Here is a 14571-nt window from a genome sequence, read left to right as displayed (position 1 = left end):
GCGCTCTCCAATACTTTGTTAATCACAGTTTCAAATTTTTAAAAATATTAAAAAGCATAATCACAAGAGGAACACATTATGGAATTTGGCATTACGTTTAAAGGCTTCGTCAGCCCAGATCGCGCGCGGAATCTTGTTCGTCAGGCGGAAGCGGCGGGTTTCACTTACTGCTGGTTTTACGATTCACATATCCTGTGGCGTGAGTCATTTGTGGCCATGGCAATGTGTATGGAGCACACCAAAACTATGCGTTTTGGTCCTTGTGTGACTAACCCGAATATTCGTGACTGGTCTTTGTCGGCCAGCTTATACGCGAGCTTGGCGCATCAAAGTAATGGTCGTTTCGACATCGGTCTTGGTCGTGGTGATTCTTCCATGCGAGTAATGGGTAAAAAACCCGCGACCTTGGCGCGCCTTGCGGAATTTACTACCAAGGTAAAAGCCATGGTGCGCGGTGACGAAGTGGAATACGGCGAATGCCCTGAGCCTGTTAAACTGCCTTGGGCGACGGGCTATGAATTACCAGTTTGGATTGGCGCTTATGGCCCGAAAGCCTTGGCGACAGCGGGCGAAGTAGGCGATGGTTTGATCTTGCAAATTGGTGATCCAGACTTGGTAAAATGGTTTAAAGATCAATCTCTTGCAGCGGGTGAAGCCGCAGGCCGTGATATGTCTAACTTCAAAGTCCAAGCCGCTGCGCCAGCTTACTTTGGTGATATGGATTATTGTATCGAGCACACTAAATGGTTCCCTGCGATGGTGGGTAACCACGTAGCAGATATTGTTGAACAATACGGCAGTGATTCGGGTTTGGTACCAAAAAGCTTAACGGATTACATCGAAAAACGTCGTGGTTACGATTACTCCAAACACGGCCAAAGCGACAATCCATTCTTGGACTTCATCACCGAAGACATAGTAAAAAGCTTCTGTGTATTGGGAACCGTCGAAGATCATATCGCTAAGATCAAAGACCTAGAAGCGGCGGGAACCACGCAGTTTAACATCTACCTAGACAGCGGCGACGAAGAAGAAATCATCGCCAAATACGGTAGAGACATTATTCCCGTGTTTAATGGCTAATTTGTTTTGATCATAAGCGAATAACATTCCTCCTCGAAACTACCGCCTACCTCGTCGGAATGTTATTCGCTCATGATATTTGAGTCAGCGGATATGTTTTTGCGGTCATCGACCGAATAACATTTCTCCTCGAAACTACCGCCTCCCTCGTCGGAATGTTATTCGCTCGTGATGTTTGAGTCAGCGGATATGTCTTGCGGTCATCGACCGAATAACATTTCTCCTCGAAACTACCGCCTCCCTCGTCGAAATGTTATTCGCTCATGGTGTTTGAGTTAGCGGATATGTCTTTGTTCCTTCCCCTTTTGTCTACGATACAAGATGTCATCTTTCTTTGAATAAAGGGGAGATGATTTAGTGATTAGTTGACTTAGCCTTCTGAACTTGAAATCCCGAATAAGTCACTTCGACGCAATCCCGATTGCGCGACCTTATGGAGTTTCAGAGTCAGTTAAAAATATCCTTTCCCATAGCAGTAAAAACAATCTATGCCTTACGATACAAGGCGCGTAGGAAGCAATAATGCGCCTATGAAAAAAATCAGGCATTAAAGGTCTTAAAGCGAATTTTTGCTTTTCTTTAAATTGAAGTTTTTGGGCGCTAGCAAAAAGTTACACGCCCAGCAGGGCGGAATAAAGGTCGGGAATACAAAGCGTTTGAATGGAGCCCAAAGAAGAGAATACCCCTTCCCCCTTAGCAGCGGGCGGGAGCTAGTCTCTAATCAATGATGATCATTGCGCCTCAGATGGCTTTCAAAAGCTCGTATCATTAGCGATAAGCTGAGTGTGAGTACGAGGTACATGAAGGCGACGACGTTGTAGGTTTCGAAGAATTGAAAGGTGGAGGAGCTGAATACTTTGCCGAGTTGGGTGATGTCTTGCACGCCTAATACCGAGACGAGTGCGGAGTCTTTGATCATGGCGACGAGGTCGTTGCCAAGGGGCGGTAAGATTTTGCGCATGGCTTGGGGTAGGGTGATAAGACGGAAGCGGTGCCAGTTGGATAAGCCTAAGGCTTTGGCGGCTTCGATTTGGCCTTTGCCAACTTCTTGAATCCCTGCGCGGAAGACTTCTGCAATGAAGGCGCTGTAGCTGATGGCTAGGGCAATAATGGCGCGCCAGAGTAGGGTGAAATCTCGTGTGCGAGCTTTTTCTATCCAGCCCGCTTCAATCGGCATTTGTAATGCCCAGTTGTAGAATTTTACCATTTCTGGTGCGCCGACAAAGGCGATGTAGAACAGTAGTACGAGAACGGGTACGCCGCGAAATATTTCTACATAAAAACGGGCGAATTCACGAAGTATGCGATGACGAGAAAATCCTGCTAGTGCAATTAATAACCCAAGAAAACTTGCCAGTATAAAGGCGGTAAATGTTACGCCGATTGTCGTCAGCAATCCTTCGCTTAGTGCGCCTGCGATGCGTTGATAGCTTTGGTCGGAAATCATGTTCCATAGCAGAACCAGAGCAATAATAATGATGGTGACGAGCCACCAAGGCGTGCGTTCTAGGGATTTTTTAAAGGGCATAATACATTCATAGCAAGACCGTTCCGTGGTGGTTAACAATAAAAAACGGATCGCTATAAAAGTATAAGATCCGTTGCTGTGAGTTTGTTGTTTCTATTGACTGGTTTTTTTAGCGGTTATAGTCGAAGAACCATTTTTTGTTCAGGGCTTCTAATGTGCCGTCTTTTTTCATGCTTTCGATGGCAGCATTGATCGGCTTAACAAGGTCTGAGCCTTTAGCCAAAATGAAGCCAAAATCTTCAGATCCCAATGGGCCTCCAACGATTTTGAACGCACCTGGATTGGCACCGATATAACCGCGAGCAGAGGCTGCGTCCATTAATACGCTGTCCACATCGCCAGATTTAAGTGCTTGGACTGACGCGCCAAAGGTGTCCAATAAGGTGATGCGAGGATTGTTTTCATCGCCATCAAGCACATCGTAGACGGCGACATAAAAGTTGGTGGTGCCTGCTTGCGCACCAAACTGTAGGTCTGGGTTGGCGGCAAAGGATTTTGCATCGTTAAAGCGTTTTTCATCGGAACGCACTAACATGAGCTGTTGAGAAGTCATGTAAGGAATAGTGAAGTCAATTTGCTGGGCGCGCTCTTCATTAATAGTAATACCGTCCATGCCGACATCGTATTGGCCTTGTTTGACGGCTTGGATCATGGTGTCCCAGCTGCTTAGGTGCCATTCAATGTTGGCGTTTAAGCGTTTGCCAATTTCGTTCATGGCATCGTATTCCCAACCAATACCTTCACCTGTTGCTGGGTCGACAAAGTTAAGTGGCGTGTAGGCATTTTCGGTGACAGCTAAAATCGTGCGACCTTTAAGGTCTGGCAGGCTGTCGGCAAAGCTGAAGCTGCTGATCGAAACGGCAGCGATAACCATCAAACGAGATAACAAAGACACCATGTTTTCATACCTTTTATGGAGTTGCTTTAAATTGGTTGCGATTATACACAGCCATGGTGCAAAGATCTCTAGCAAGCTTTAGGCCATCAAGTGGCATCTGTTGGCGTAAGCGAGTATATTTGCTTACCAATATTCAATTAGATGAATGTGCACTTTTACGACTGCGATTAAGGTTATTATGTCCCGCGAATTACCACCTCAACAGGCTTTTCAGACTCATTGCTTAGCGCAAATGGGCGTGGTGTCCTGGTTGCCTATTGAGAAAAGTGAGTCTGCTACGGACAGTGTGACGGGCACGGTTTTTATGCCGCCTCAGCCTTGGCCTATTGATGTGGCAGTTCCGTCAAGTTCCTTCGCGGACTCATATGGTGATCAGTCTTCAGCTGGGTTTAGATCTGCCGAGCCAGCGCCAGTACCTAAATTATCGCCAGAAGAAAAAGAGCCTTTGGTTCATAACTTGCGAGAGCAGTTAAACGCTGGGCCGGAAATTATCGTCGAAGATTTGCAGCCAATCGAAGAGTTGGCTGTCGATATTGTGGTTGAGCCAGATCCAACGCTAAATACTCAAATTACGCGACTGAATATTCACGCTTATGTTTTGTCTAATAAACTTTTGATTCTAAGCGATGTCCCTCAAGTATTTTCTCAAGCGGAAGACATTGAGCGCTTGGCGTTAAAAATGGGGCAAGCCTTGTTAAAACAGCCGATTGATGAATGGCAGGGCAGTGCGTTTAGTTGGCCGGGGCAATTGCGCAATCCGTACTTCTTGAATCGTACCGATTGGCTGTTTGGCGCGTTAGAAAGCTATGTGGGCCGTTTGGTAAAAGATTTCCCTGAAACTCCATGGCTAGTGCTGGCTGGTGCGCAAATTACGCAGTTAGTGGAAGATTTACCGCCTGAAAGCCCGTTAAAACACTATCCTACTGCGCACATCGTAAGTTTGTCTGAATTGTATCGTATTCCTGAACTGCGCAAAGATGCGTGGCAAGTGATGCAATCCAGCTTTTTCCGTTAATCTTTTTGCCTTTAATGAGGCGTTCAATTTTATGATTCCTTCTGTTTCTATTCGTCTGGCTGTTGAGTCAGATTTGCTTCCTATTATTCAACTTGATGCCTTGTCTAATCCTCACCCTTGGGGGGAAAGCTTGGTCGCTGATGCATTACAGACACGCAAAAATTGGGTGGTTGAGTTAGGAGACGCGACGCAGAAATCGATCGTTGGTTGGTTAACTGCGTCGATGGTGCTTGATCAGTCCGAATTAGAATTAATTGTGATTGATTCCTCTGTCCGTAGACAGGGGCTAGCTAGACAGTTGATGATGGTTTGGTTAGAGACGGTCGCGCAGCTGGGTGTTAGTGAGCTGCTGCTGGAAGTGCGTGAGTCGAATCTAGGCGCCATTTCCCTTTACGAATCGTTAGGATTCGAATTGGTTGGTCGCCGAAAAAATTACTATCAAATAGAAAAAAAAGGGCAAATAGAACAAGGCCACGAAGCGGCTTGTTTGTTTACACTGAAAATAGAAAGCCTTTAAACGAAGTTGTTGTTTAACGCTTTTATGAATTTAATGTATTTGAAAGAGGTAAAGTATGAGCAAGGTATTGGTTCCTATTGCTAACGGCAATGAAGATATTGAAGCCATTACGATTATCGATGTGTTGCGACGCGGTGGCGTGGAAGTTACTGTGGCGAGTATTCATGAATCGAAGCAAGTTGTTATGGCACACGGCATTAAATTAGAAGCCGATGTTTTATTAACAGATGTGGCGGATCAAATTTTTGATGCTGTCGTGTTGGCTGGCGGTATGCCAGGTGCTGAGCATTTGCGTGACTGCGAGTTGCTAATCGATATGTTGGAAAAACATGATATTCAAGACGCTTTATTAGCGGCTATCTGTGCGTCGCCTGCTGTAGTGTTTGGTACTCATGGTTTTGTGGTGGATAAACAAGCGACTTGTTACCCAGGTTTTGAAGATGGGTTGATTGGTGCTGAGTACATTGCGAATGAGCCTGTGGTGATGGATGGCAACATTTTGACTGGCAAAGGGCCTGCTGCAGCAATGGTTTTTTCTTTGACGGTATTGGGTAACCTAAATGGTTACGATGCAGCTAAAAGTGTCGCTGATGGATTGTTGTGTTGAGAGGTTATTTTGTCCTGTGCTTATTCTTGACTAAGAAGTCAAGAAAAAATGCGTTCAAATCCCGTGTTTTTGCCTGTTTTCTCGGCAATTCGGTGGACGCAAAAGTCGTATCGGAGTAGAATTAGGCAGATTTTTTGAACGCGAGATCCATTGGTTATCCATCATTGGAAGAACGGCAAAAACGCAATTTCTTAAAAGCGAGATGAGCCGCCGGTTTATCTCGCTTTTTTGCAACCTGATAGTCTCTAAATGGGAGGTTCCTTTGGCAACATCAGCGATTCTGGCTCTGGAAGACGGCACGATTTTTAAAGGGGTGTCGATCGGAGCAGATGGCTCCTCAACGGCCGAGGTAGTATTCAACACCTCAATGACCGGTTATCAAGAAATTCTTACTGATCCTTCCTATGCTCGACAAATGGTCACCTTGACCTATCCCCACATCGGGAATACAGGCGTTAACTCTGAAGATGAAGAATCCGATAAAGTGTGGTGTGAAGGTTTGATCATTCGTGATCTTCCTTTGGTTGCTAGCAGCTGGCGTTCACAAGAATCTTTAGATTCTTACTTGAAGCGCAAAGGTGTGGTTGGTATTGCCGACATCGATACGCGTAAATTGACTCGTATCCTTCGTGAAAAAGGCGCGCTAGCGGGTTGCATCATGGCAGGTGAAAACCTAGATGAAGCCGCTGCCGTTGCTGCTGCCAAAGCGTTCCCAGGCTTGAAAGGCATGGATCTAGCGAAAGAAGTAACGGTTGAGAAAGCGTATGAGTGGACTGAGTCTACTTGGGATCTTGTGAAAGGTCACACGACGCCAGAATCTTTCGACTTCCACGTGGTTGCTTATGACTTCGGTGTGAAACGTAACATTCTTCGTATGTTGGTTGAGCGCGGTTGCCGTTTAACCGTTGTGCCAGCAAAAACTCCAGCTAGTGACGTTTTGGCGATGAATCCAGATGGCGTATTCCTATCCAATGGACCTGGTGACCCAGAGCCATGTGACTACGCGATTCAAGCTATTAAAGAGATCCTAGAAACAGAGATTCCTGTCTTTGGTATTTGTCTTGGACATCAGCTTTTGGCTTTGGCTTCTGGCGCGAAAACCAAGAAAATGAAGTTTGGTCACCACGGTGCAAACCATCCGGTACAAGCTATTGAAAAAGGCACAGTGATGATCACCAGCCAAAACCACGGTTTTGCGGTAGATGAAGACACTTTGCCAGCTAACCTTGTGATGACTCACAAATCTTTGTTCGATGGTTCTTTGCAAGGCATCGCGCGTACAGATAAGAGTGCATTCAGCTTCCAAGGTCACCCTGAAGCGAGCCCGGGGCCACACGATGTTGCGCCGTTGTTCGATCAGTTCATTGAAAACATCAAAGCCACTAAAGCCTAAAAGTAGGAGCGGAGCGAAATATTATGCCAAAACGTACTGACATAAAAAGCGTCTTAATTTTAGGTGCAGGCCCTATTGTTATCGGTCAGGCTTGTGAGTTTGACTATTCTGGTGCGCAAGCGTGTAAAGCGCTTCGTGAAGAAGGCATTCGCGTTATTCTGGTGAACTCAAATCCAGCGACTATCATGACTGACCCAGTTATGGCTGATGCGACTTACATCGAACCAGTTGAATGGAAAACAGTAGAAAAAATCATTGAAAAAGAACGCCCAGATGCGGTTTTACCGACTATGGGTGGCCAAACAGCATTGAACTGTGCGTTGGATCTTGAGCGTCACGGTGTTCTAGAAAAATACAATGTTGAGATGATTGGTGCGACAGCAGATGCTATCGACAAAGCAGAAGATCGTAGTCGTTTTGATAAAGCGATGCGCGCAATTGGTCTTGAGTGTCCGCGTGCGGGTATTGCTCACAACATGGAAGAAGCGCTTAAAGTTCAATCTGAAGTAGGCTTCCCTTGTATTATTCGTCCTTCTTTCACTATGGGTGGTACCGGTGGTGGTATCGCGTACAACATGGAAGAATTCGACGAAATCTGTACTCGTGGTTTGGATTTGTCTCCAACCAACGAATTGCTAATCGATGAATCTTTGATCGGTTGGAAAGAGTATGAAATGGAAGTTGTCCGCGACAAAAAAGACAACTGCATCATTGTTTGTGCGATTGAAAACTTTGACGCTATGGGGGTTCACACGGGGGATTCCATTACAGTTGCGCCAGCACAAACTTTGACGGATAAAGAATATCAAATCATGCGTAACGCTTCTTTGGCGGTATTGCGTGAGATCGGCGTAGAAACCGGTGGTTCCAACGTACAGTTCGGTATGGATCCAAAAACAGGTCGTCTTGTTGTTATCGAGATGAATCCTCGTGTATCTCGTTCGTCTGCTTTGGCATCGAAAGCAACTGGTTTCCCAATTGCGAAAATCGCAGCAAAATTGGCGATTGGTTACACGCTTGATGAGTTGCAAAACGATATTACTGGTGGTCAAACGCCAGCGAGCTTCGAGCCTGCAATTGACTACGTTGTTACTAAGATTCCTCGTTTTACGTTCGAAAAATTCCCAACAGCGAATGATCGTCTAACCACGCAAATGAAGTCGGTTGGTGAAGTTATGGCGATTGGCCGTACTTTCCAAGAGTCTTTGCAAAAAGCATTGCGCGGCTTAGAAGTGGGTTCTGATGGCTTCAATCCTCAGTTGGATTTTGCTGAAGAAAACAGCAAAGAGAAATTGGCTTACGAGCTTCAATCTCCTGGTTCTGACCGTATTTGGTACATTGGTGATGCCTTCCGTTCTGGTATGACGGTTGATGAAGTGTACGAAGCAACTGGTGTTGATCATTGGTTCTTGGTGCAAATCGAAGACTTGATCAAAGAAGAGGCTGCGTTGGCAGACAAAGGTCTGATCGACATGACTTACGACGTGATTCGTCGTTTGAAGCGTAAAGGTTTCTCTGATGCGCGTCTGGCTAGCTTGTTAAGCGTGACTGAAAAGTCTATGCGTGAGCGTCGTTACTTAATGAACGTTCATCCAGTTTACAAGCGTGTTGATACCTGTGCGGCAGAATTTGCTACTAACACAGCGTACATGTACTCAACGTACGAAGACGAGTGTGAAGCAGCACCAACGGATCGTGAAAAAGTTATCATCCTTGGTGGTGGTCCAAACCGTATCGGTCAAGGTATCGAGTTTGACTACTGCTGTGTACACGCAGCGCTAGGTCTACGTGAAGACGGTTACGAAACCATCATGGTGAACTGTAATCCTGAAACCGTATCGACTGACTACGATACGTCTGACCGCTTGTACTTCGAGCCAGTAACGCTTGAAGACGTGTTAGAAATCGTTCGCAAAGAAAAGCCAAAAGGCGTGATCGTTCAATTCGGTGGTCAAACGCCACTGAAAATCGCTCGTGCTTTGCAAAACGAAGGCGTGCCAATCATTGGTACAACGCCTGAGTCTATCGACCGTGCAGAGGATCGCGAGCGTTTCCAAAGCATGATCCAGCGTTTGGGTTACAAACAGCCTCATAACGCGACAGTGCGTAGCGTTGAGCAAGCTGCAGCGAAAGCCGCACTTATCGGCTACCCACTTGTGGTTCGTCCATCCTATGTATTGGGTGGCCGTGCGATGGAAATCGTTTATAACGAAAAAGAATTGATGCGTTATATGACCAGCGCGGTGAAAGTATCTAACGACAGCCCAGTTTTGCTAGATCACTTCTTGAATGCAGCGATTGAGATCGATATCGACTGTATCAGTGATGGTCATCAAGTGGTTATCGGCGGCATCATGCAGCACATCGAACAAGCGGGCGTTCACTCTGGTGACTCTGCGTGTTCTTTGCCTCCATACTCTTTGTCGAAAGAAGTGCAAGATGACATTCGTGAGATGATCACAAACATGGCGCTAGAACTTGGCGTTGTTGGTTTGATGAATACTCAGCTTGCGGTTCAGGATGGTGAAATTTATGTGATCGAGGTTAACCCTCGTGCATCACGTACTGTGCCTTTCGTTTCTAAGTGTATCGGTCGTTCTTTGGCGCAAGTTGCTGCCTTGGTAATGGCAGGTAAAACACTGGAAGAGCTTGGTTTCACTAAAGAAATCATTCCTTCTTATTACAGCGTGAAAGAAGCCGTTTTCCCATTCAATAAGTTCCAAGGTGTCGATCCGATCCTTGGGCCTGAAATGAAGTCTACGGGCGAAGTGATGGGCGTGGGTGATACCTTCGCTGAAGCATTCGGTAAAGCGGTTCTTGGTGGTGGTACGGAATTGCCAACATCTGGTCGTGCTTTCATCAGTGTTCGCGATATGGACAAAGAAGGCGCGGTAGACGTCGCTCGTCGTTTGGCTGAACTAGGCTTTGACCTTGTAGGTACCGAAGGTACAGCGAAATACCTGACTGAGCGTGGTGTTGAAGTTCGTAAAGTGAACAAGGTGAATGAAGGTCGTCCACATATCGTAGATATGATGAAAAATGGCGAAATTGATTACATCATCAATACGACGTCTGGTACTCAAGCGATTGCAGATTCTTCTGTTATTCGTCGTACAGCTTTACAGCGTAAGGTTTGTTACACTACGACATTGGCTGGTGCTGAAGCAACGAGTATGGCGATTAGCCTAACAGGTGAAACGAAAGTTAGAAGACTGCAAGATTTGCACTTGGGGAAATAATGAAAAAAGTACCAATGACAGTAGAAGGTGAAGCTCGTCTTAGAGAAGAGCTTAATCACTTGAAAACTGTCGTCCGTCCTCGCGTGATTGCGGATATCGCAACCGCGCGTGAGCATGGCGACTTAAAAGAAAACGCAGAATATCACGCGGCTCGTGAAGAGCAGGGATTTGCTGAAGGTCGTATTAAAGAGATCGAAGGCAAACTTGCAGATTCACAAGTGATTGACGTTAAAGCATTGCCAGTAACTGGCAAAGTGATTTTTGGTACAACAGTGACTTTGTTCAATGTTGATACCGAAGAGACTGTCACTTACAAAATTGTCGGCGACGATGAAGCTGATGTGAAAGTGAAGAAAATCTCTTACGCTTCACCTATCGCGAAAGCCATTATTGGGAAAGAAGAAGGCGACGAAGTTGCCATTCAGGTTCCTAGTGGTGAAGTGGTTTATGAAATCGAGAAAGTTGAATACCTATAAATAGGTGTTAGATACTTCTCTCTAAAAACCATGATGTGAAAGCATCGTGGTTTTTTTATGTCTGCGAAAACGTTATAAAGGTAGCTGATTTTTAAGCTTATTCCTTTTGTAATACGAGAAAATGCCATGGCTAGCCGAATTCTAATCTCCCATTCTAATAACCCTCATTTTAACCTGGCGGTGGAAGATTGTATTTTTCGCTCTATGCCAGCGGATCAGCGCGTGTTGTTTTTATGGCGAAATGCTGAAACTGTGGTGATTGGCCGTTCTCAGAACCCGTGGAAAGAATGTAATATCAACAAGATGGAGCAAGACCAAATACACCTTGCTCGTCGTCAAAGTGGTGGTGGTGCGGTATTTCATGATTTAGGCAATACTAACTTTACCTTTATGGCGGGCAAACCTGAATACAACAAAGAAGTCTCCACCGAGATTGTTTTGCAAGGCTTGAAGAAGCTCGGTATTGAAGGCTACGCCAATGGCCGAAACGATTTAGTGGTGGGAGAAGGTGATGGTATGCGTAAATTCTCTGGCTCCGCCTACAAAGAAACCAAAGATCGCGGTTTTCACCATGGCACTTTATTGCTACATGCAGATTTAAGTCGCTTAGCCAATTACCTAAACCCAGATGTGAAAAAGCTTCAGTCGAAAGGCATCACCTCAGTGCGTTCACGAGTCACCAACCTAAACAGCTTATATCCGGCTATTGACCATCAACTCGTCTGTGACGCCATTGTCGAAGCGTTTTGTGAATACTTTGATGAAGTGCCAGTCATAGAAGAAATTTCCCCTGAAGCCTTTCCAGACTTACCTGGATTTGTGGAAAAATTCGCCCAGCAACAAAGCTGGGATTGGAACTTTGGCAAATCGCCACAATTTACCCACACGTTAGACGCACGCTTCAAATGGGGCGGCGTAGAAATTCACCTCGACCTGAGTAACGCTCAAATTACCGCCGCGAAAACCTTCACCGACAGCCTTTTCCCAGATCCAATTGAACTGCTTGCAGAAAAACTGGTTGGCGTGACTTACCGACCAGATGCCATTGCAGATTGTATTGACTCGCTCATTGAAAGCTATCCAGACCATAAGGCCGATTTAGAAGAGATGAAAGAGTGGTTGGTGAAGGCGGTTTCTTAGACCAATTCCCATGTGAGCCGAATAATTCGCTTAATCGGCTCACATGATGAAAGACAGTTGGCAACATCCTGATTGTCTAAGCTTTATCTTTGACGTTGGGTTTAGGCGGAGTGAGCTAGCCACTTACAAGGCTCTAAACTCATATCGGTGAACGTAGCGGTAAAAGATGAATTCTGAGGGCTGCACGCATACACACCAAATTTTACCGATTTCTCTGCGGGTTGTGGTGGGTTGCATTTGCCCATCTCGACCGTTGTTTCACCAAGCTGATGCAAATGAAATACGCGCATTTGATTGAAAACAATACCATCAAATGATGATTCAATCAGGAAATCAGCCCCTCGACGGCTTAAGCGATACCAGATTTCTTTTGGTAAGGGAATATCTGAGGTGGCCCAGTCTGAGTAGCCAAAATTCGTTACGACACTTCCTAGTCTTGAAAATGCTTGGTTTTCGTATTCAATTGAGGCTTTGAACCAATTCTCACTATCGAGATAGATAATAAGACCACATTGATCAAATTGAGTTTGGTAAGTGAAACTGGCTTTGGCGGTAAAGGTGAAGTTTTCGCCAAATTCGATCTGCAATGCGGGAGCATTGTCATTACGAAAGCCATAGTAACTGCGTTGCCAGAGATCCGTGTTCGGCTCAGTTGTTATAGAGACTGAGTCTATACTCACCTCATTCAATTTTGGCTCAAAAATCCATTTACCATTTGTAAAATCTACCATTTTAATCCTTTACGCTCCTTCTTGAATTTGTCTTGTTATTAATGCTGACCGTGAATTTATTGCTCTGGTGGTTTTTGAATCTTTTTAAACGAATCTATTAAGTGAAAAGATAGCATTGAAAAGTCAGGCGTTGTGTCTTGATAGCTTCCGCTGGTAACTAAATAAAAACCTTGAGCCGAATAAATGATTTATTCGGCTCACATCTGCTCTGACAGTTTAATGGAAAGATTCTAATTTCCCCAGCAGTTAGCTATGAGCGGGAATCAGTGTGTAGCCTTTGATCAGGTGGCTAAGTTCTGTGTGCTATTGCACTCTTGTCTTTTCAAGGCAATATGTCAGGTCAGGTCAGGTCAGGTCAGGTCAGGTCAGGTCAGGTCAGGTCTAATTTAATTTAAAACAAACTTAGCTGATTCCCTTCTTCATTATCATTCGTTTTTCGCTTTCGTGATGACTTAGAGCTAGAGCGTGATCTTTTTTGATTTTGTTCATTAAAACCTTTTGCAGCGATAATGTTGTGCTGCGCTCTTAACTCTGTGATTTTTGCTTTAGCTGTTCTGTGAACAATTTCAAAATCTACGAGGGGAGCAGGATAAAAAGATCCTCCTTCCGATTTAATGCCAGTCTTCAAATAACCTTTACTTTTCCAAGGTTCAAAAATCCAAGTGTGACTGATATCCCTTAATTCAGGAATCCATCTTTTTACAAAAATACCAGACCTATCGAGATCAAACGCTTGATTTACAGGGTTATAAATCCTTAGTGTTTTATTTCCCGACATTCCACTATGCATCTGGATCTGTGGATAATGTATGCCTGGTTCAAAGTCTACAAATAACTTAGCCAGCCACTCGGCCACGGGTCTCCAAGGTAAGGAAAGAGAAAAGGTTGCAACGGAAACCAGCATAGCCCTCATCCTAAAGTTGATCCAACCATGAGCGTGCAGACAGCGCATGCAAGCATCAACCATAGGCCATCCTGTTCGCCCCATTCTCCATGCTTCAAATTTATCGGCATCAAAAGGACGATCAAGCTTTTCCATCGCGGATGTAAGCGCTACATGTTCCATATGATGATTACTCTCGAAAGTCTGGATAAAGTAGCAGTGCCACCACAAGCGAGTGTAATAATCATGTAAGCTTTTTTTCCAGAAACTGTTTTGCACTTTTTTCTGGGCTAATAGCACTGCATTGGCAATCTCCCTCAGACTCAGGCATCCGTTCGCTAAATAAGGGCTTAACCTGGAACATCCACTTTCCGCCGTTAGAGGAGAACTGATCGATCCTCTGTAACGTTCACTACGATGATTTAAGAAGCTTTCGAGAATAAGCAAACCGTTTGTTCTGCCGCCCAATTGTCTAAGCGGACAATCCAACTCGTCGTAGGTCACAAGCGTTGGCAAATTTGATAGCTTTAATTCCGAGGGTAATTCAGCGTTGATGAAATACGGATTGTCAGACACCGTAGATGGGGGTCGGGAAATCCATTCATCCCAATGTGCCTTAAATCTGGACTTCCTTTTACTAATAGGCCTTACAACCCCGAACTGAGCGTATTCTCTCCAATCAACATGCTCTTGCCTGCACCATCGTGCAACTTTCTGATCTCTTTCAAATGTCCACAAGTTACCGATTTCTTCGTGGCTGTGTAGAGTAAAATGGCCAAAGTTGCAGAGAATTTGCTTTAACGCAACTTCAACGTTTCCTTCAAAAAGAACCAGCCGACCGCCGATATTCTGCAACTGCTCGGCAAGGTCGAAGAGAGATTCACGAATGAAGAGCCATTGCCGATTACTTGTGTCTGGCAATTGCCAGTACTCGTGTTCAACCTGGTAGAAACAAAGCACAGGCCCCAGTAAGCTGGCACGAGATAATGCTTCGTGGTCTACAACTCGCAAATCGCGTTTAAACCAAACAACCTGTAAGTTCAAGCTGACTACCTCTTCTA

Annotated in this window: 12 protein-coding genes; 8 read left to right on the top strand and 4 right to left on the bottom strand. The window is 45.1% G+C overall.

Going from position 1 to position 14571, the window contains the following annotated elements; translation table 11 throughout:
• The first annotated feature begins 78 nt into the window (after positions 1-78).
• On the top strand, positions 79-1083 hold the full coding sequence (locus tag CYL31_RS18970) for a TIGR03842 family LLM class F420-dependent oxidoreductase (RefSeq protein ID WP_212916695.1): 1005 nt from the start codon (positions 79-81) through the stop codon (positions 1081-1083).
• A 721-nt stretch (positions 1084-1804) separates the two neighbouring features.
• On the opposite strand, the gene CYL31_RS18965 is transcribed toward CYL31_RS18970, so the two are convergent.
• Complete coding sequence (locus tag CYL31_RS18965; RefSeq protein WP_212916694.1) at positions 1805-2611, bottom strand: amino acid ABC transporter permease; 807 nt, start codon at positions 2609-2611, stop codon at positions 1805-1807.
• Between the two features lie 109 nt (positions 2612-2720).
• A complete protein-coding gene (locus CYL31_RS18960) occupies positions 2721-3509 on the bottom strand; it encodes a transporter substrate-binding domain-containing protein (protein ID WP_212916693.1) in 789 nt (262 codons plus the stop codon).
• 178 nt (positions 3510-3687) lie between these two features.
• On the opposite strand from CYL31_RS18960, the gene CYL31_RS18955 reads away from it, so the two are divergent.
• The 7 genes from CYL31_RS18955 to lplA all read left to right on the top strand — a co-directional run bounded on the left by CYL31_RS18955 (position 3688) and on the right by lplA (position 11896).
• Positions 3688-4524, top strand: coding sequence for a hypothetical protein (locus CYL31_RS18955; RefSeq protein ID WP_212916692.1), 837 nt, complete (start codon positions 3688-3690; stop codon positions 4522-4524).
• Between the two features lie 31 nt (positions 4525-4555).
• A complete protein-coding gene (locus tag CYL31_RS18950; protein WP_212916691.1) occupies positions 4556-5041 on the top strand; it encodes a GNAT family N-acetyltransferase in 486 nt (161 codons plus the stop codon).
• 55 nt (positions 5042-5096) lie between these two features.
• The gene (locus CYL31_RS18945; RefSeq protein ID WP_212916690.1) at positions 5097-5648 is read left to right on the top strand and encodes a DJ-1 family glyoxalase III; all 552 of its coding nucleotides are present in this window, start codon (positions 5097-5099) and stop codon (positions 5646-5648) included.
• Between the two features lie 262 nt (positions 5649-5910).
• A complete protein-coding gene (carA, locus tag CYL31_RS18940; protein WP_212916689.1) occupies positions 5911-7041 on the top strand; it encodes a glutamine-hydrolyzing carbamoyl-phosphate synthase small subunit in 1131 nt (376 codons plus the stop codon).
• A 23-nt stretch (positions 7042-7064) separates the two neighbouring features.
• Positions 7065-10280: a carbamoyl-phosphate synthase large subunit gene (gene carB / locus CYL31_RS18935; protein ID WP_212916688.1), complete on the top strand. Its 3216-nt coding sequence runs from the start codon at positions 7065-7067 to the stop codon at positions 10278-10280.
• On the top strand, positions 10280-10756 hold the full coding sequence (greA, locus tag CYL31_RS18930; RefSeq protein ID WP_212916687.1) for a transcription elongation factor GreA: 477 nt from the start codon (positions 10280-10282) through the stop codon (positions 10754-10756). Before carB ends, greA begins: the two co-directional genes overlap by 1 nt.
• Before the next feature lie 126 nt (positions 10757-10882).
• Positions 10883-11896, top strand: a complete 1014-nt coding sequence (lplA, locus tag CYL31_RS18925; protein WP_212916686.1) for a lipoate--protein ligase — start codon at positions 10883-10885, stop codon at positions 11894-11896.
• A gap of 101 nt (positions 11897-11997) precedes the next feature.
• Here the strand turns inward: lplA and CYL31_RS18920 are convergent, their stop codons facing one another.
• Together CYL31_RS18920 and CYL31_RS18915 are read right to left on the bottom strand one after the other, a co-directional pair.
• Positions 11998-12627, bottom strand: coding sequence for a DUF1349 domain-containing protein (locus tag CYL31_RS18920; RefSeq protein WP_212916685.1), 630 nt, complete (start codon positions 12625-12627; stop codon positions 11998-12000).
• Positions 12628-13018: 391 nt separating this feature from the next.
• Entirely contained in the window at positions 13019-14554 is a 1536-nt protein-coding gene (locus tag CYL31_RS18915; protein ID WP_212916684.1) for an FAD-binding domain-containing protein, read from the bottom strand.
• Between the last annotated feature and the right edge of the window lie 17 nt (positions 14555-14571).

Source organism: Marinomonas sp. A3A (genome assembly GCF_018336955.1).
GTDB lineage: Bacteria > Pseudomonadota > Gammaproteobacteria > Pseudomonadales > Marinomonadaceae > Marinomonas > Marinomonas lutimaris.
Note: the sequence above shows the minus strand (reverse complement) of the source record. Positions and strands in the feature narration are given on the sequence as shown.